The following is a 16,109-nucleotide window of genomic DNA, read 5'->3' on the forward strand; positions in this document are numbered from 1 at the left end:
TTTTATAATAACTCAGGAAGGGCAGAAATTCAACGGTTTCAGCCCTTAAATGGCCGACTTTTTTCGCTCCCGCTCCTGCCTCATTTGATAAAAAATCACCGCCAAAACAATGGCCAGCAAGGCCCCGTTGGCGTCCAGCATCACGTCGTGCACACTGGGGGTCCGGTCCCCGGTTAGGAACTGGTGGAACTCATCCATAGCCGCGAAGGCAAAAGCGCTGGCCCAGACAAAGAGGGGGCCGGTCCATTTGATAACAAAAACTCGCCGCAGACCCAGATAGGCAAAAAGGCCATAGAAGAAGTAGCTGGTAAAGTGGGCCATTTTCCGGACCACGAACTGGGTAAAGCCGGCTGACCCGTCAGTCTTGACATTGTGCCAGACCCCGCCGTAATAGATGTTGAGCCGGTGAATCAAATCTTCCAGCCAGCTCAGGTAGGTATGGATAAAACCGGCCTTCATCTTCTGCTCATGGTAGGTCATCGAGCTTGAGATGAAGAGCATGACCAAGACAGCCAGGGCCAGGAGGAGGTAAACTTTTTCTCTTTTGCTAAACTTAAAATCATTCATGTCGTTTATTTTACCATTATTTTCGTCATTCTTATTGACTTTTGGTTGTTTTTCCCGTATTCTAGTATGATTTGCAGGCGTGCTGTAAATCTTGAAAGGAAAAGATTTATGAAGAAAAAATACAGACAGTTAATTATCTGGCCAATTTTACTTTTGGCCACTCTCTTTTTAGCCGGCTGCGCCAAGGATGAACAAACTTCCAAGAGCCAGATCAAGATTATAACTTCGACCAATATTTATGCCGACATCGCCCAAAATATCGTCGGCAAATACGGGAAGGCTACCGCCTTGATCGCCAACGGCAACTCTGACCCTCATGACTATGAGCCGACGACCAATGCCGCCAAGACGATGGCTGACGCCGACATCATCGTTGCCAACGGGATGGGCTATGACAGCTGGATGGGCAACCTGGCTGCCTCCAACGGCAAAAAAGCCGTCAAGGTTGGGGAAGACTTGATGCAGCTGGATTCCAGCGCCAACCCCCACATCTGGTACAACTTAAATATGCCGAAAAAGTATGTCACCTACCTGGTCAAGAAGCTCTCTAAGCTTGACGAAAAGCACACCAGCTACTACCAGGCCCAGGCCAAGAAGTACTTGAAGAAGATCGCCAAGATTGAAAAACTAGCTGACCAGATCAAGGGTAAAGATGCCAAGCCGGTCTTCGTCAGCGAACCGGTTTTTGACTACGCTCTAGAACGGACCGGCTTCAAGATCGGCAACAAGAACTTTGAAGAAGCTACTGAAAAAGAAACCGACCCAAGCGCGGCCGTGATCGCTCAGATGAATGAGGCTATCAAGAAAAAGCAGATCGCCTTCTTCGTCAACAACACCCAGGCCAGCTCAGACATGGTCAAGTCCTTCGTCAAGAAGGCCAAGAAGCAGGGCATCCCGATCGTGGAAGTCCGCGAGACCATGCCAAACAAGATCAGCTATGCTGACTGGATGCTGGCCAACTACCAGAAGCTGGCCAAGTTCGGCGACTAAAAGAGAATAAAGAGAGAACACTTAACAAGTGCAAATTAAAACGGTGGTTGAGCCTTAGCTCAGTCACCGTTTTTGCATATCATCAGTCTTGTAAAAATTCCTTCAAGGCAGCCATTTGCCGCTTGGCATCCCTGACACCAACCTGGTAGACCGCCTTGAGGCGGTTGGAATCCTTCTCCATGGCGCTGACGTCGATCCCCTGGCTGGGCCGGAAGACAAAGAGGCGGCCAGCTGCTTCCTCTTTGGCGATATAAGCCAGGCAGTCATTATATTCCAAATGCCGCTGCCTTAGGCGCGCCACGACCGCCGGGTACTTTTTCAAGACCCGGTCAACGACTGGCTGCAGGCGTGACGGTCCTTTTTGATAGCCAGCTGGCTGGGTCAAAATAACCACTGCCTTGTCATATCCCTTGTCCAAAAGAAAGCGGACCGGGATGGAGTCGCTGACTCCCCCGTCCCAGTAAGCGCGACTGCCGATTTTAACCGGCCGGGCAAAAAAAGGAATCGAGGCTGAAGCCCGGATCCAGGCCACATCCCGCCCCTTGCCGGTGGTCAATTTGTGGTAGGCCGGCTGAGCCGTTTCCACGTCCGTTGCCACGCACCAGAAGTCCATGGGGTTTCTGGCAAAGGCCGCCGTGTCAAAAGGATCCAGTACTTCCGGCAAAGTGTAGTAGCAAAAGCCCGCTCCATAGAGATCCCCGGTCTTCAGCCAGGACCGCCAGCTCTTAAACTGGGGCCGGCCACCGTAGCGGAGGTTGTAGCGTAAAACTCTCCCGGGCTGCAGGGACTTATAGTTGCAGCCAAAGGCCACTCCGGCTGAAACGCCAACCGCCCCGTCAAACTTGATCCCGTATTTCATGAGGACGTCCGTCACCCCGGCCGTATACAGGCCTCGCATGGCGCCGCCCTCCAACACTAAACCTTTCTTCATGCCATCCCCCCTAATGCCTACTTGCCCCAGTGCTCCTTGATAAACTGGGCCCGGCCGCCGGCTTCTTCAGCCGCGTAGCGGACTGGATGCTTTAAATAGAACTGCTGGTGATAGTCTTCCGCTTCATAAAAAGGGGCTGCCGGTTCAATCTTGGTCACGATCGGGTCATCAAAGCGGCCGCTTTCCGCCAGTTCCTGCTTGGACTTTTCCGCTGCCGCTTTCTGCTCTGGTGAATTGTAAAAAATCACCGGCCGGTAGTTGTCCCCCCGGTCCTGGAACTGGCCGCTGGCATCGGTCGGGTCCGTCACCTGCCAGTAGTAGCCCAGCAAGTCCTCATAAGACATAAGGTCCGGGTCAAAGACGATCTTGACCGCTTCGGTGTGGCCAGTCGTGTGGCTGCAAACTTGTTCATAAGTCGGATTAGGCACGTGCCCGCCCGTGTAGCCCGCCGTGACGCTCTCAATGCCCGGCAAAGTGTCAAAAGGAGCAACCATGCACCAAAAGCAGCCGCCTGCGAAAATCGCGCTGTCTAATTTTTTCTCCATAAAATCACCTCGTCAAATTTAACTTGTCCTTAATTGTACTCCAAATAAAACAGATGGGAAATCTTCTGCTCAGAAAATATTCGCCCAGGAACCGTTATCATGGTTAAAAGACTATTTTTCCCTTTATAAGTACTGTAAAATAGATTTTGCTTTAAAAAAGCTTAATAATCGCTAGATTGGAGATGAAAATGGATTCGCTGAACAAGTCCCCGGGCCAGACTTCTTGTTAGTGCAAGTGATTAACAGGAAGGATTTTTTATGGACGAATTAGATAAAAAGGGAAATTATATTTCCTGGCAGACTTTAGCCATGATGGCCTTTGTTACGGTCATCGGGCTGGAAGATATCATGTACAACTTCCAAAACCAAGGGATGGCGGTCATCACCTCCTGGGTTTTGATGATGTTCCTTTACGTGGTTCCTTACGCTTTGATCGTTGGCCACTTGGGCTCCGTTTTCAACCATGAAGGCGGCGGCCTCTCCTCTTGGGTCAGAGCCACTGACGGTGAGTTTTTGGGCTATTTCACGGCCTGGACCTACTGGGCCGCTTCGATTCCCTACGTGGTCGACACGGCCAACTGCCTTTTGGTCGACGTCGGCTGGGGGCTGACCGGGACTGACGAGTTTGAAGACCCGAAATTCCTTTCAACCGCCATGTTTACGGCCATCACCTTTGTCATTTTTATCCTTTTGACCCTGCTGGAGCACAAATTCTCTAAGTCAATGGAAATTTTGTCTAACATCGGGGGCTGGGCCATGTTCATCATGACCATCCTCTTCGTGCTCTTGGCCTTTGCCGGCCTGGCCAAGTCCGGCGGCAAGACCGCGACACCATTTACCTGGAAGACCATCATCCCCAAGTTCGACCTCAAATACTTCTCAACCGTGGGGATGCTGATCTATGCCGTCAACGGGTCTGAACTGGTCGCCCCATACGTAACCAGGATGAAGGACCCGAAGCGGGAATTCCCTAAGGCCATGATCGCCCTGGCCCTCATGACCTGCTTTTTGACCATCTTCGGCTCAATTGCCCTGGGCATCTACATCGATGCCAACCACATGCCAAACGACTTGAAGATGAACGGTGAATACTATGTCTTCGGCGCCATGGGCAAGCAATTCGGCGTGGGCAACTTGTTTGTCTACATCTACGCCTGGGCCTCCTTCTTCTACAATGTGGCCCTCTTGTCCGTTTTGCTGGACGCCATGACCAGAATGCTGATCTCCGACACCGGGGACAAGTACATGCCGAAGTTCCTCAAGAAGACCAATAAGGACGGCCTGCCGATCAACGGCTACATTCTGACTGTCTTTTTGAGCGGCTTTATCATGGTTCTGGGGATTTTCCTGCCGGACATGAACGACATCTTCAACTGGCTTTTGAACTTGAACGGGATCATCTCTCCAGCTGTTACCTGCTGGATCTTCTACTCCTTCATGAAGGTCCGGGGCAAAAATTCCTCTAAGTACCCGTCAGTTTACCGCTATATTAAAAATGACACTTTTGCCTGGTGGGTCGGCTTTGCCCTCCTGGCCGTCACGGCTGTCGCTACGGTCTTAGGCTTCATGCCCCAAGACGTCAAGGAAGGAAGCTGGGTTTGGTGGTATGAACTCTCCATCAATATCGTAGCCTGCCTGGTCTTGATCGGCCTGGGCGGGATCTTCCCGGGCATCCGCAGAAGAGAAGAAGAATACGGCCTGGCCTTTGACAAGCAGCAATGGACCTGGATGATTACCCTGGTTTTGGGCTCAATCGTCTTCAACGTCTGGCTGGGCGGGACCACTATCAAGCTGCGGGCCCTCTACATTGTCATTGAATCAGTCATCGCCATCTTAGCTGTCTGGCTGATTGGCCGCCGCCTGCCAAAAGGGGCTAAAGGCAGCAAGTAAAGGCAATAACGGCTAAAAAACAATATGCGATATTTTTAAACCAAAAAGGCCTGCACGCTCGTGCAGGCCTTTTTCTTTGGCTTATTTTAGTAAACTGGCCGGACGTAACCCGCCGTTTCCGGCTGGGAGATGCCGACGCTGGCGCGGGAGTACTGGCTTGGATCAGCCATGATCTGCAAGACCAGGTCAGCCACGCTGGCTCTTGAAACCGAGGTGCCGACGAATTCGTCATAGCGGCCGGTCAAGGAGTACTTGACATCTGGCCAGTCAGTCAAGGCCGGCATTCTGATCAAGGTGTAGTCCAGGTCAGCTTCTTCCAGACGGCGGGCAGCCTCTCTGGCTGGCAAAAAGCGGCCAGAGCCCACCCATTCATCAACCCAGGTGCCGAATTCCCCGGGAATTTCATAGTAGAGGCCGGCCAGGCTTAATTCAATAACCCGGTCAAAGTCGTTTTCCTGGCTTGCCTTAACCAGGTTCTTGCTGATCACCGTGAACTTCTTGTCGTCAACCTTGCCCAAAAAGACCAGGTCGGCGTCCCTGGTAACTTCCAGGATCTTGTCCAGGTCGGTTGCCGTCCCTTCGGTCAGCTTGATCCGGTCAGCCTCTGCCAGGTCTGCCAAAAGTTCCGGCCGCTGGGTCAAAAGTTCCAGCTCCACGTCACTGAACTGGGGGGCAGCCAGCAAGTGCTTGATGACCAGGCGGGAGATCCGGCCAGTTGGGTGTAAAATGACATACTTTTTCATAAACAAATCCTTACTATTTCCAAAAACAATTAAAAAATTTCTTACAACTTACACCCTTAATTGTACTCGCTTTAAGCGTTTTCGTAAATTCCCAGCCTAAAGCTGGTCTAACAGGCCCCGGCAACCCCGGCTGATCTCTTGGAAGGCCAGGTCAAAGTCATTTGTATACCAGGGATCATCAATGTCATCATAGCTGCCGGCAAATTGAAGCAGCTTGTACTGCTTTCTTTCCGAGTCTCCCCCGCAAATCTGGTTCATAGCCATGAAGTTCTCACTGTCCATGGCGATCAAGTAATCATACTTGTCATAGTCTTCCCGGGTCAAGAGCCGGGCCCGGTGCTGGCTAAAAGGCACCCCGTGCTTGGTCAGTTCCCTTTGGGCCCGGGGGTCCAGCGGATTGCCGACCCCGCCAATAATTTCATCGCCCGTCACGGCCGCGGAAGCAACTTCCACCTGGTCAGCCTTGCCGGCCTCAGCCAGGAGCTGCTTCATGATAAATTCGGCCATTGGCGACCGGCAGATGTTGCCATGGCATAAAAATAAAATTTTCCGCATTTTTGTCACCTTTCCCTAAAGTGCAAAAAATATTATAGCATGCAGCTTTTTCAAAGGAAAAAGAGACGCCTCAGTGATATAACCCCCGAAATTAGTGTCCCAATTTTGGGGGTCACATCAATTGCCCAGTATTAATCTATTTTTTATATTATATAAAAGTTGTTATAGCAGAGCAAGCAGAGTCCCTCTTTCCATAAGAAAAAGCAGGGCTTTTCCCGGCATAAAAAGAGTCAAGACTAGCCGCCTTGACTCTTAACATAGTTTCTTAATTATTTTTAGCTTCTTTATCCGCAACTTTGCTTGTCCCCTTTTTTGTCCGGTAGCGGCAAACATCCAGATAAAAAAGGTAGCCGGCCAGGGCCAGGGCCAGGAGAAAGCCAGCCCAGCTGCCCCAGGAGTAGGTGAACAGCATCTTGGAGTAAACTTCCTTTTGGACCATTTCCGTCAAGGTATGGGTAATAAAGACCTGGAAGCCAAAGGCACTAGCCGCTCCCAGCACAAAAGGCAGCCAGGACCAGTAACGGTTGAAGAGGAGTAGGGCCACGCCCAGCAAGTAAAGGACGCAGATGATCCACAAGGAGAGCTGGTAGATTTGCGTAATCTGCTGCAATTCCCCTTCATGTACCTTCAGTTCGCTATTGACCAAATAGAGAATTAAATCATCCATAAAAAGCTGGACCTTGTTCTTGGCTGGCAGCTTTAAATTGCTTGACTGCAGGCGCTTGTTTTGCCGGTAGCGGGAAACCAGCCGGTAGAGGCTGAGATAGGACTCGCTGATCTCTACCTTGTCTGGCAACTGATCCACCAGGTCCTGCTTCAGACCCGACTCAACCGCCGCTTTAGCCGCGATCGACATGGCACCGCCATCGCTTTGATTGGCAAAAGTGTCGATTAAACTGGACGCATAGTCCTTGACCTCATACATTTTAAAGGTGACAGGGCTACTCAAAAGAGCGACCAGGGAAATTATGGCTGCCAGGCTGCACAAGCTCTTGCGCAGAATTAGTTGGCTTTTTTTCATAGCAGGCTTCCAAGATAATATCCGCCAGTCAAAAGGACAGCCCCGCCCAGATAGCTGGCCAGCAGATAACGCTTGAGGACGTGCTTTTGCCCGTTTTCAGCCAAAGAGACCATTTCCGTGTTCAAGGTAGAAAAAGTCGTGTAGCCGCCCAGGACGCCGGTGCCTAAGAAGGCATAGACTCTAGCCGGTAGCTGCAAGGCAAAAGCCAGGCCCAGCAAAAAGCTCCCTGTCAGATTGATCAACAGAGTCGGCCAAGGAAAAGCTGTCCCCTGCATCCAGTGCTTCTTGCCATAACTGGTCAAAGCGTAGCGGGCTACCGCTCCTAGGCTGGCCCCAAATCCAACCGCGAAAATCATCTTGTTACCCCCTTTCCAAAAGTTTGTCTGCGGCAAGGTTGGCTGCCTGCTTGCCTGCCCAGGCAAAGAGGAAACCAGCCGCGATCGTGCCGATGAAGTAAAGCAAAGCCCCCAGACTCTGCCCACCAAGCAGGAGCTTGAAGGCGTCCAGGTTGAAGCTGGAGAAAGTCGTAAAGGCCCCGACAAAGCCGGTCCCCAGGCCGGCGTTCAGCCAGGCCCGGGTGCTCGCTTTTCTTAGGAAAAAGTAAGTCAAAAAAGCCAGAAGAAAGCAGCCCAAAAGGTTGGCAATCACCGTCCCGTAAAAGGAAAATGCTTCCGTTAAGCCATAGCGGGCCAGACCGCCCCAAAAGGCAAAAAAAGCCACGCTAAGATAATTTTTTACTGCATCCATATTTGTCTCTTCCTACATCGTTTATTAACGCACTAATTATTAGATTACATCAGAAAGCGCTTTAAAGGCAAACAAAAAATGGAAGCACCAGCCTGGCACTTCCATTTAAAGCTTTATTTTATTATTTCATAGTTGCTTTATCTACTTTCGCTGGCCCCGGCAACCTTGGTCCAGTTCAGCATGAGAGATGAGAGCAGGACTGAGACGGAACTGAAGGCCATGGCCAAAGCCGCCAGTTCCGGACTGAGGCTGACCCCAATAAAGGAGAAGAGGCCGGCAGCAACCGGAATCCCGATCAAATTGTAGATCAAGGCCCAGAAAAGGTTCAGCTTAATCCGCGTGAAGGTCTGCTTGGACAAGTCAAGTGCCCGCAGAACCCCGGTCAAGTTGCTGGTCATCAAGACGATGCCGCCGGCTTCTTTAGCCACGTCAGTCCCGCTGCCCATGGCAATGCCGACATCAGCTAGTGACAGGGCTGGCGCGTCATTGATCCCGTCGCCGACAAAGGCTACTGGCCCTGCTTCTTTCAACTTGGCCAAGCGGTCTGCCTTTTCCCCGGGCAAAAGGCCGGCTTCAACCTGGACAATACCTAGCTGCCGGCCGATTTTTTCCGCCAGCTGCTGGTTATCGCCAGTCAGCATGACAGTCTTGATTCCGCGCTTTTTAAGCTCTGCCAAGACAGCTTTAGCTTCTGGGCGGGGAGCATCCTGCAGGGCTAAGAGGCCAATGACGGCAGAATCTTTTTGCACATAAACTACCGTCTTGCCGGCTTCCGCCAAGCCTTTTGCCTGCTGGCGCCAAGCGTCCGGGGCGCTAACATAGTCAGCCCGGCCCACCTTGACTAGGTGCCCGGCTACCTTGCCTTCTACCCCCTTGCCTTCTTCAGCCGAAAAATCGTTGACTGGCCAAAGGCGCTGGCCGCCTTCTTTAGCGCTGGTCACGATGGCCTGGGCCAAGGGGTGTTCAGAATTTGCTTCTAGACTGGCCGCCAGGCTGAGGCTTTCCGCCTCTCCCGCCTGGTCAACCAGCTGGGGCTGGCCGACCGTCAAAGTCCCGGTCTTGTCAAAAACAATGGTCTTAATTTTCGCTGCTGCTTCCAGGATTTCCCCGTCCTTGATCAAGACGCCCATCCGGGCGCTGCGGCCGCTAGCCACTATCAAGGCTGTCGGAGTTGCCAGGCCCAAGGCACACGGGCAGGCAATCACGATGACGGAAACAGCGTAGAGCATGGCCTGGACCGGCCCTACCGGGCTGAAGACCTGCCAGAGGGCAAAGGCCAGAATGCTAGTGATCAAAACCGCCGGCACAAAGTAGTTGGCGACCTTGTCCGTCAGCTTTTGGATTGGGGCCCGGGAATTCTGGGCCTGCTTGACCACTTGGACGATCTGGGCCAGCATGGTCTCTTCCCCGACTTGTTCAGCCACCATCAAAAAGCTGCCGCTGCCGTTGATGGTTGCCCCGATCACCTTGTCACCCGGCTTTTTTGCGACTGGCATGCTCTCCCCGGTCACCATGGCTTCATTGATGCTACTTCGCCCGGAAAGCAGGCGGCCGTCAACCGGCACCTTGCCGCCCGGCCGCACCTTGATTATGTCTCCGGTCTTGACCTGGTCCAGGGGAAGCTTGACAAAATCTTCTCCCCGCTTGACTTCAGCTTCACTGGCTTGCAGTTCCAGCAGCTTGTTTAATGAGGCCGCTGCCCGGTCGTGCATTTTTTCTTCCAGGGCATCCCCCAGCAAAACAAAAATCAAGATAAAAGCCGCGCTTTCAAAATAGACCGGCCGGCCCGTGAAGTAGGCAAAAAGGCTGTAGACATAAGTCACGCTGGTGCCAATAGCGATCAGGCTGTTCATGTTGGCCTGGTGGCGTTTTAAAGCAGCCCAGGCGCTTTGAATGTAGGGGCCAGCCGCGACCAGCATAATCAAGCTGGTCGCGATCAGCGAATAAGTCTTAATCCCGGCCAGCATGATTCCCCAGATCATGAGCAGCATCTGGGCCAGCATCGGCAGGGCTAAAAGCAGGGAGAGCCAGAAGCGGCGCCAATTAGTCAATTTCATTACTTAACCACGATCTTTCCACGAAACATGTCCATGCCGCAGGCGTAGTCGATTTCCCCGGCCTTGTCAGTTGGGATCTGGACTTTGGCCAGCTTTTCCTTGCTTAGGTCCTTTTCAACGCCCAACGAAGAAAAGACCACATGGCTGAGGCAGGAAGTCTTGTCTTCCATCTTAAAAGTCACTTCCGCCGGCACGCCCTGCTTTAAGTAGAGAACTTCCGGCTCATAGCCGCCTTTGACGACCACTTGCCCTTCCTGGCGGCCATTGGCCAGGTCCGCCTGCTGGCTGCTCTTTTGGAAATTACCGAAAAACCACCAGATGATCAAGCCGATCAAAGCTGCCGCAGCCAAAATTACTAATCCATTAACTAACATTCCCGTTCACCTTCCATATGTTCACAAGCACTTAAACAATTGCAATCAACTTTTTCCGGAGCTGTCTTCGCCTTTTCAGCTGCCTTTTTGGCAATCGCTTCAAGGTCGCTTTTGCTTAAAGGCAGGTCATCCAGCAGCCGGAGAAGCATCTCTCCCTTGTGCATGTCGCACATAGCAGCAAATTCAGCCGTCAGGCTCTCATGCATCGCTTCGCCTTCTGCTTTAGCCGCCCGGTACACGAAGCGGTGACCTTGCCGGTCAACCAGCAAAAAGCCCTTCTTTTCCAGGCGCCGCAGCAAAGTTTTGACCGTTGACGAGCTCCAGGCACATTTTGCCGCTAATTGTTCAATAATCTGGCTGCTATTGGCCTGACCCAGGGTCCAGACAACCCGCATAACCTGCCATTCCGCGTCTGAAATCCGGCAATCCTCGTTCATTTCCTTCCTCCTCGTTTACATCTGTAGCCTTTATAAATACTATTCTACACTATCGTTTACATTTGTCAACGGATTATCTTTTACTTTTCTTGCCGGTAGCCGCCGCCAAAAAATGTCTTGGCCGCCTGCCGGCGGGCTAGCAGCCAGGCCTCGTTGCCCCGCTTGGGGTAAACTGAGCTGGCCAAAATAACCAGGGTCCGCCCATTTTCAAAGTCCAGGCCTAATCCCGGGCCAGTAAAGCCGGTATGCCAGAGAAAGCGGCGGCCTTTTTGCCAGCGGATCCAGGCCAGGGTACGCTCAAAGCAGTCATAGTCAAACAGGCTGGTAACAAAGGGTCTATCCGTCGTCAGATAAAAAGAGCTGAAGCGGGCCAGGTCATCCAGCGTTGAAAAAAGTCCGGCATGGCCGGCCAGACCGCCCATTTGCCAGGCCGTTTCGTCATGGACGTTGCCCCAGACCTGCCCTCTTTCTTTGGTTACTTCCGTTTTGACAAAGCGGTCCCTTTTCCCTTTAAGCAAGAAGCCGGTCTCCAGCATCCCCAAAGGGGCAAAAATCTCCTCCCGCAAAAAGCTGCTTAAGTCCTGCCCGCTGACCTGCTCTAAAATCTTGCCCAAGATAATGAAGTTGAGGTCGGAATAAATTGACTCCTGGCCAGGTAAATAAAGGGGCTTAGTTGCTAATACCGCCTCCCAGACTTCCCTTGGGCTCTGGTATTGCCAGACATTGTCCAAGTCAGCCGGCAGGCCACTGATATGCAAAAGCAGATCTTTTACTGTAACAGCTGAACAAGCCGCTGGGAAAAAGTCCCCCACCTGGTCATCTAAGCTGATTTTCCCCTCATCTATTTCTTTAAAAATCCCGCTGGCCGTCCCCACCACCTTGGTCAAAGAGGCCAGGTCATAGAATTGTCCTGGCTCAGCCTGGCCCAGGTAGTGCCGGCTGATCCTTCCCTGGTCAATTAAGGCATAAGAAACCCCGTTTACTATTTTTTGCTTAACCGCCTCTTTAAAAATATCAGTGATTTTTTCTTCAATTTCTGCCATAGTGATTTTTTCCTCTTGAAAAAGAAAAAGGGCAGATCCGCAGATCTGTCCTCTTCTCTTATAAAACTAATTTCCGCAGTGCCTTGGCGATCCCGTCGCGCTCGTTGGTGTCGGTGACGTAGTCAGCCAGGTCCTTGATCTCGTCGATGGCATTGCCCATGGCCACTCGCTTGAAGTCAGGGATTTCAAACATGGACCGGTCGTTGCCCTGGTCACCGAAGATCATGACTTCACTGTTCGACAGGCCCAGTCTTGAGGCCAGTTCGCTGACGGCGTAGCCCTTTGAAGCGGCCAGCGACCCGACTTCAATGACTTCCGGCCAGCTGCGGACAACCGCGTAGCTTTGGAAAAACCAGTCTGGCAGCCGGTTCCATAAACGGTCAACCTGGTCCGGGTCATCGCACTGATAGACTGCCTTGGCAAAGGTAAAGTCCTTCTTGAAGTCGCTTCTGTCTTGAATCCAGAGCTGGTTCTTGGTTTCCGCCCCGTCGATCTGCAGGCGGATGGAAATCTTCTTATCCAAAGTGTAGAAGCGGTCTGGGGTTTCAAAGTCCAGGTTGACGTCACTGAGCCGCTGCATGTGTAGCAGGGTGTTGAAGTCGCCAAAGTCCAGTTCATGGCTGATCAAGACCCGGCCGTCTAAGTTCTGCACCACGGCCCCGTTGAAGAGGATCGCGTACTCTTCACTGCCGCTTAAGCCTAATTCTTCCGCGTAACCCTTAATGCCCGACAGGGGCCGGCCGGAAGTCAGCACAATCTTGATCCCGGCTGCTTTTGCTTCCTGCAGGGCCTTGTAAGTCCCTGGCAAAATCGTCTTGCTGTCAGTCAGCAGGGTGCCATCCAAGTCGATGGCCAGCATTTTAATCGCCATATTTTCCTCCTATCTAGTCCAAAGCCTGTTCTTAATTTATTATTGCAGAATTTTTCCCGTAAAAAAAGAAAAAATCCATCCAAAAGAAAAGGAAAGCTCATTTTGAACTTTCCTTTTTCACCGGCTTTACAGCCATTTAACTTGCTTTTTTATTCGCCCATTTCTGCCGTAACTACCTTGACGATCCGGTCAACGTATTCCTTGGTGATTTCCTGGGTTGGGCCTTCAGCCATAACCCGGAGCAGCTCCTGGGTACCTGAAGGACGGACCAGGACCCGGCCGTCACCAGCCATGTCTTTTTCAACTGATTCGATAGCGTCGACAACTGCCTGGTGATTCTTCCAGCTGTTCTTGTCCTTAACTGGAACGTTGACCAAAACTTGCGGGTATTCCTTGAAGTCGGCCAAAAGTTCAGTCAAGGACTTGCCAGTCTTCTTCATCACCAGCATCAAGTGAATCCCAGTCAGCATCCCGTCACCAGTGTTGTGGTAATCGCTGATGATCACGTGGCCGGATTGTTCCCCACCAAGGCTGTAGCCGTTGGCCCGCATTTCTTCAGAAACGTAGCGGTCACCGACTTGGGTGCGGATATTCTTGATGCCCCGGCGCTCCAAAGCCTTGGTGAAGCCCAGGTTGCTCATGACAGTCGTCACGATCGTATCCTTCTTTAAGCGGCCGTAGTCAGCCAGGTAGGAGCCAATCACGTACATGATGTGGTCACCATCGACTTCGTTGCCGTTTTCGTCAACCGCGATGCAGCGGTCAGCATCCCCGTCAAAGGCCAGGCCCAATTGGGCACCCTGCTTGACGACTTCTTCTTGCAGGCGCGCCGTGTGGGTGGCCCCGCAGTGGTCATTGATGTTCAGCCCGTTCGGGTGGGTTGAAATAGTGGTAAAGTCTACGTCCAGGTCAGCAAACAAACGGGAGATGAAGGCACTGGCTGCCCCGTTGGCCCCGTCAATTACGACCTTGATCCCGCTCAAGTCTTCTGGAATGGTGTTTTCCAAGAACTGGATGTACTTGTTGCTGCCATCACGGAAGTCGGTTACCGTGCCCAACCCCTCTGCTGATGGCCGCGGCAGCATGTCCTGCTTGGCGTCGATCAGTTCTTCGATTTCTTCTTCCTTGGCATCAGACAGCTTCAAGCCATCGCTGCCGAAGAACTTGATCCCGTTGTCTTCAACCGGGTTGTGGGAAGCGGAAATCTGCACGCCGGCGTCGGCCCCTTGGGCCCGGACCAGGTAGGACAGGCCAGGCGTAGTCATGACCCCGCATTCCAGAACTTCGATGCCGACTGACAGCAAACCGGAAATCAAGGCGTATTCCAGCATTTCACCAGAAATCCGGGTATCTCTTGAAACCAGAACCCGGGCCTGGCCGCCGTCTTCCTTTTCCTTGGTCAGCACGTAGCCGCCCATCCGGCCCAGTTTAAAGGCCATTTCCGGGGTCAAAACCTTGTTGGCTTCACCGCGAACACCGTCAGTACCAAAATATTTAAGCATGTTGAAAGAACCTTTCTTTATTTCTAGTTGTTCGAATCACTGACTTCGATCTGGACGTCCACGCTGCCTGGTGAAATCCAGGCAACTCCGCTTGGAACTGGCAGGCGGAATGATTTGGTGACCGAAGACTTGATATTAGTCAGATCAACGTCCAAAGTCAGGGAACTGATCTTTTTCAGGGCTTCTTTTTGCCCATAGAGGGTAACTTTTTCCTCTTTGGCCGTCAAGGAGTAAACTTTCTTGCTTGAGCCATGACTAGCATTTAGCTTCAGCTTGACCGTCTTCTTGGAAACCGACAAAGGCAGGGTTACCCGGGCCGTTGCCGGACTGATCACCACGTTGAGCTGGTGACCCTTGGCGTCATAAGCAGCCAGAAGCACGTTCCGCCGCACCGTTTCGGTGCTGCCGTTCGGCACGACCAGCTGGGCCTGCACGTAGTCGATCGCTTTTACTTCGCTCTGGGCCCCGGTGACTTCAACCATCTCCGGGCTGACTGTCGGCGTACCGATGTCATAGCCTTGAGCAACAGCATTTTTATTATAACCTATTTGGACCGGCAAGGTGCGGGACTTTCGCTTTTGGATGTTGACTTTCACGCTTTTTTGCGACAATTTGTAGGAAACCTGTCTGGGCAGGCCGCTGACCTTGACCGGGACCTGGTGGCTGCCGACGCCCAGCTTGTTTAGGTCAATGTAGACCCGGAAGTTCAGGGTGTTGACGGCGGAAGTAACCAGGGCATTCGGTCCTTCCAAGGTCACCTTGATCTTGGAAGGATAGCCGGTGACATAGTACTTGTCAGCATCCACCGACACCTGCAGGGCTATCTTCAGGCTCTGCTCAGTGCTGGCCGTTTCCTGGACCTTGGTCTGGTTGCTGGTGTTGACCTGAGTGTTGTCAACGAAGGCAACCAAGACGATGGCCAAAAGCAGGGAAAAAAGCTTGTAAAACCATTTTTGCTCAATCAGTTTGTGCATTATTTATCCCCCCAGTTCCAAATGCCCCGGGCCAGGCGGATCGGCCATGGCTGCTTCCTCTTTTCTTCAGTGACCAGTTCGGCCCGCAGGTACTTGAGGTATTCCTGCTGGCTGAGGTCGACCATGAACTGGCCGTTTCTGGTGATGGTCACCCCGCCCGTTTCTTCAGAAACGACCACGGTGATGGCATCGGTTACTTCAGAGATTCCGACGGCTGCCCGGTGTCTGGTCCCCAGGCTCTTGGGAATCATGGCATTGTCAGACAGGGGCAGGTAGGCTGAGGCTACCTGGACCCGGTTGTTCTTGATAATGACCGCCCCGTCGTGCAAAGGAGTGTTGGGGATGAAGATGTTGATCAATAATTCCCCAGTAACCAGGGCATCGAGCTTGATCCCCGTTTCCACGTATTCTTCCAGGCCGGTCTTTTGTTCCAAAGTAATCAAGGCCCCGATCCGACGCTTAGACATATATTGGATCGCCTTGTCCAGCTCCTTGACCAGCCTCTCCTGCTGCTCGTGCTCGCTGTTTTCCAAATCAGAAAACAGGGAGACCCGGCCCAGGCGCTCCAGGCCCCGGCGGATTTCGGGCTGGAAGATGACGATAATCCCAATGACTGACCAGGAAACAATCTGGTCCAGAATAAAAGTAACGGTCGTCAGCTGGGCCCAGCCGGCCAAGACCCGGGCCACCATGATCAAAATGATCCCGTTGGCCAGCTGGACAGCCTTGGTCCCCTTGATCAAAAGGGTCAAGTGGTAGATGAAGTACCAGGTGATCAAGACGTCCAGGACCACCGACAAGGTATGCCAGGTCCATAGACTTGCAAAATCAAACTGCATGAAATTTTCCCTTTCTAAAATCT

Annotated in this window: 18 protein-coding genes; 2 read left to right on the forward strand and 16 right to left on the reverse strand. The window is 52.3% G+C overall.

Features of this window, described 5'->3' with window-relative positions; genetic code table 11:
• Window positions 1–45: 45 nt before the first annotated feature.
• Window positions 46–567 (reverse strand): VanZ family protein, encoded by a 522-nt coding sequence (locus Q0J41_RS02475; RefSeq protein WP_296225713.1) that lies wholly within the window; start codon window positions 565–567, stop codon window positions 46–48.
• A 108-nt stretch (window positions 568–675) separates the two neighbouring features.
• On the opposite strand from Q0J41_RS02475, the gene Q0J41_RS02480 reads away from it, so the two are divergent.
• Window positions 676–1,557 carry a zinc ABC transporter substrate-binding protein gene (locus Q0J41_RS02480; protein ID WP_296225715.1) on the forward strand — a complete coding sequence of 294 codons (882 nt, stop codon included), beginning with the start codon at window positions 676–678 and terminating at the stop codon, window positions 1,555–1,557.
• Between the two features lie 82 nt (window positions 1,558–1,639).
• On the opposite strand, the gene Q0J41_RS02485 is transcribed toward Q0J41_RS02480, so the two are convergent.
• Complete coding sequence (locus Q0J41_RS02485; RefSeq protein WP_296225718.1) at window positions 1,640–2,488, reverse strand: patatin family protein; 849 nt, start codon at window positions 2,486–2,488, stop codon at window positions 1,640–1,642.
• 17 nt (window positions 2,489–2,505) lie between these two features.
• A complete protein-coding gene (gene msrA / locus Q0J41_RS02490; protein ID WP_296225720.1) occupies window positions 2,506–3,033 on the reverse strand; it encodes a peptide-methionine (S)-S-oxide reductase MsrA in 528 nt (175 codons plus the stop codon).
• A 258-nt stretch (window positions 3,034–3,291) separates the two neighbouring features.
• Here msrA and Q0J41_RS02495 point away from each other — a divergent pair, with 258 nt between their 5' ends.
• Window positions 3,292–4,923 carry an APC family permease gene (locus Q0J41_RS02495; protein ID WP_296225722.1) on the forward strand — a complete coding sequence of 544 codons (1,632 nt, stop codon included), beginning with the start codon at window positions 3,292–3,294 and terminating at the stop codon, window positions 4,921–4,923.
• Window positions 4,924–5,009: 86 nt separating this feature from the next.
• Here Q0J41_RS02495 and Q0J41_RS02500 read toward each other — a convergent pair whose 3' ends face one another.
• The 13 genes from Q0J41_RS02500 to cdaA form a co-directional block, all read right to left on the reverse strand.
• Complete coding sequence (locus Q0J41_RS02500) at window positions 5,010–5,666, reverse strand: NAD(P)H-binding protein (RefSeq protein WP_296225724.1); 657 nt, start codon at window positions 5,664–5,666, stop codon at window positions 5,010–5,012.
• A 96-nt stretch (window positions 5,667–5,762) separates the two neighbouring features.
• Entirely contained in the window at window positions 5,763–6,221 is a 459-nt protein-coding gene (locus tag Q0J41_RS02505; protein WP_296225727.1) for a low molecular weight protein-tyrosine-phosphatase, read from the reverse strand.
• A gap of 265 nt (window positions 6,222–6,486) precedes the next feature.
• Window positions 6,487–7,242, reverse strand: coding sequence for a hypothetical protein (locus tag Q0J41_RS02510; RefSeq protein ID WP_296225728.1), 756 nt, complete (start codon window positions 7,240–7,242; stop codon window positions 6,487–6,489).
• Window positions 7,239–7,598, reverse strand: coding sequence for a fluoride efflux transporter CrcB (crcB, locus tag Q0J41_RS02515; RefSeq protein ID WP_296225730.1), 360 nt, complete (start codon window positions 7,596–7,598; stop codon window positions 7,239–7,241). The genes Q0J41_RS02510 and crcB overlap by 4 nt, the downstream gene beginning before the upstream one ends.
• 4 nt (window positions 7,599–7,602) lie before the next feature.
• Window positions 7,603–7,989 carry a CrcB family protein gene (locus tag Q0J41_RS02520; RefSeq protein WP_296225732.1) on the reverse strand — a complete coding sequence of 129 codons (387 nt, stop codon included), beginning with the start codon at window positions 7,987–7,989 and terminating at the stop codon, window positions 7,603–7,605.
• 137 nt (window positions 7,990–8,126) lie between these two features.
• On the reverse strand, window positions 8,127–10,046 hold the full coding sequence (locus tag Q0J41_RS02525) for a copper-translocating P-type ATPase (RefSeq protein ID WP_296225734.1): 1,920 nt from the start codon (window positions 10,044–10,046) through the stop codon (window positions 8,127–8,129).
• Window positions 10,046–10,420, reverse strand: a complete 375-nt coding sequence (locus Q0J41_RS02530; protein WP_296225736.1) for a cupredoxin domain-containing protein — start codon at window positions 10,418–10,420, stop codon at window positions 10,046–10,048. The genes Q0J41_RS02525 and Q0J41_RS02530 overlap by 1 nt, the downstream gene beginning before the upstream one ends.
• Window positions 10,414–10,857 carry a CopY/TcrY family copper transport repressor gene (locus Q0J41_RS02535; RefSeq protein ID WP_296225738.1) on the reverse strand — a complete coding sequence of 148 codons (444 nt, stop codon included), beginning with the start codon at window positions 10,855–10,857 and terminating at the stop codon, window positions 10,414–10,416. The genes Q0J41_RS02530 and Q0J41_RS02535 overlap by 7 nt, the downstream gene beginning before the upstream one ends.
• An 80-nt stretch (window positions 10,858–10,937) precedes the next feature.
• Window positions 10,938–11,900, reverse strand: a complete 963-nt coding sequence (locus Q0J41_RS02540; RefSeq protein WP_296225740.1) for a serine hydrolase — start codon at window positions 11,898–11,900, stop codon at window positions 10,938–10,940.
• 58 nt (window positions 11,901–11,958) lie between these two features.
• Window positions 11,959–12,771 (reverse strand): Cof-type HAD-IIB family hydrolase, encoded by an 813-nt coding sequence (locus tag Q0J41_RS02545; RefSeq protein WP_296225741.1) that lies wholly within the window; start codon window positions 12,769–12,771, stop codon window positions 11,959–11,961.
• A 149-nt stretch (window positions 12,772–12,920) separates the two neighbouring features.
• On the reverse strand, window positions 12,921–14,273 hold the full coding sequence (glmM, locus tag Q0J41_RS02550) for a phosphoglucosamine mutase (protein WP_296225744.1): 1,353 nt from the start codon (window positions 14,271–14,273) through the stop codon (window positions 12,921–12,923).
• 23 nt (window positions 14,274–14,296) lie between these two features.
• Window positions 14,297–15,247, reverse strand: a complete 951-nt coding sequence (locus Q0J41_RS02555) for a CdaR family protein (RefSeq protein ID WP_296225746.1) — start codon at window positions 15,245–15,247, stop codon at window positions 14,297–14,299.
• Window positions 15,247–16,086, reverse strand: a complete 840-nt coding sequence (gene cdaA / locus Q0J41_RS02560) for a diadenylate cyclase CdaA (protein ID WP_296225748.1) — start codon at window positions 16,084–16,086, stop codon at window positions 15,247–15,249. The genes Q0J41_RS02555 and cdaA overlap by 1 nt, the downstream gene beginning before the upstream one ends.
• Between the last annotated feature and the right edge of the window lie 23 nt (window positions 16,087–16,109).

The sequence above is a fragment of the uncultured Lactobacillus sp. genome (genome assembly GCF_944327175.1).
Lineage (GTDB): Bacteria > Bacillota > Bacilli > Lactobacillales > Lactobacillaceae > Lactobacillus.

What these genes read in the sequence shown, in the direction of transcription:
- Q0J41_RS02475 (WP_296225713.1), bottom strand. Translation starts at nt 567, where the DNA reads ATGAATGATTTTAAGTTTAGCAAAAGAGAAAAAGTTTACCTCCTCCTG.
- Q0J41_RS02480 (WP_296225715.1), top strand. Translation starts at nt 676, where the DNA reads ATGAAGAAAAAATACAGACAGTTAATTATCTGGCCAATTTTACTTTTG.
- Q0J41_RS02485 (WP_296225718.1), bottom strand. Translation starts at nt 2,488, where the DNA reads ATGAAGAAAGGTTTAGTGTTGGAGGGCGGCGCCATGCGAGGCCTGTAT.
- msrA (WP_296225720.1), bottom strand. Translation starts at nt 3,033, where the DNA reads ATGGAGAAAAAATTAGACAGCGCGATTTTCGCAGGCGGCTGCTTTTGG.
- Q0J41_RS02495 (WP_296225722.1), top strand. Translation starts at nt 3,292, where the DNA reads ATGGACGAATTAGATAAAAAGGGAAATTATATTTCCTGGCAGACTTTA.
- Q0J41_RS02500 (WP_296225724.1), bottom strand. Translation starts at nt 5,666, where the DNA reads ATGAAAAAGTATGTCATTTTACACCCAACTGGCCGGATCTCCCGCCTG.
- Q0J41_RS02505 (WP_296225727.1), bottom strand. Translation starts at nt 6,221, where the DNA reads ATGCGGAAAATTTTATTTTTATGCCATGGCAACATCTGCCGGTCGCCA.
- Q0J41_RS02510 (WP_296225728.1), bottom strand. Translation starts at nt 7,242, where the DNA reads ATGAAAAAAAGCCAACTAATTCTGCGCAAGAGCTTGTGCAGCCTGGCA.
- crcB (WP_296225730.1), bottom strand. Translation starts at nt 7,598, where the DNA reads ATGATTTTCGCGGTTGGATTTGGGGCCAGCCTAGGAGCGGTAGCCCGC.
- Q0J41_RS02520 (WP_296225732.1), bottom strand. Translation starts at nt 7,989, where the DNA reads ATGGATGCAGTAAAAAATTATCTTAGCGTGGCTTTTTTTGCCTTTTGG.
- Q0J41_RS02525 (WP_296225734.1), bottom strand. Translation starts at nt 10,046, where the DNA reads ATGAAATTGACTAATTGGCGCCGCTTCTGGCTCTCCCTGCTTTTAGCC.
- Q0J41_RS02530 (WP_296225736.1), bottom strand. Translation starts at nt 10,420, where the DNA reads ATGTTAGTTAATGGATTAGTAATTTTGGCTGCGGCAGCTTTGATCGGC.
- Q0J41_RS02535 (WP_296225738.1), bottom strand. Translation starts at nt 10,857, where the DNA reads ATGAACGAGGATTGCCGGATTTCAGACGCGGAATGGCAGGTTATGCGG.
- Q0J41_RS02540 (WP_296225740.1), bottom strand. Translation starts at nt 11,900, where the DNA reads ATGGCAGAAATTGAAGAAAAAATCACTGATATTTTTAAAGAGGCGGTT.
- Q0J41_RS02545 (WP_296225741.1), bottom strand. Translation starts at nt 12,771, where the DNA reads ATGGCGATTAAAATGCTGGCCATCGACTTGGATGGCACCCTGCTGACT.
- glmM (WP_296225744.1), bottom strand. Translation starts at nt 14,273, where the DNA reads ATGCTTAAATATTTTGGTACTGACGGTGTTCGCGGTGAAGCCAACAAG.
- Q0J41_RS02555 (WP_296225746.1), bottom strand. Translation starts at nt 15,247, where the DNA reads ATGCACAAACTGATTGAGCAAAAATGGTTTTACAAGCTTTTTTCCCTG.
- cdaA (WP_296225748.1), bottom strand. Translation starts at nt 16,086, where the DNA reads ATGCAGTTTGATTTTGCAAGTCTATGGACCTGGCATACCTTGTCGGTG.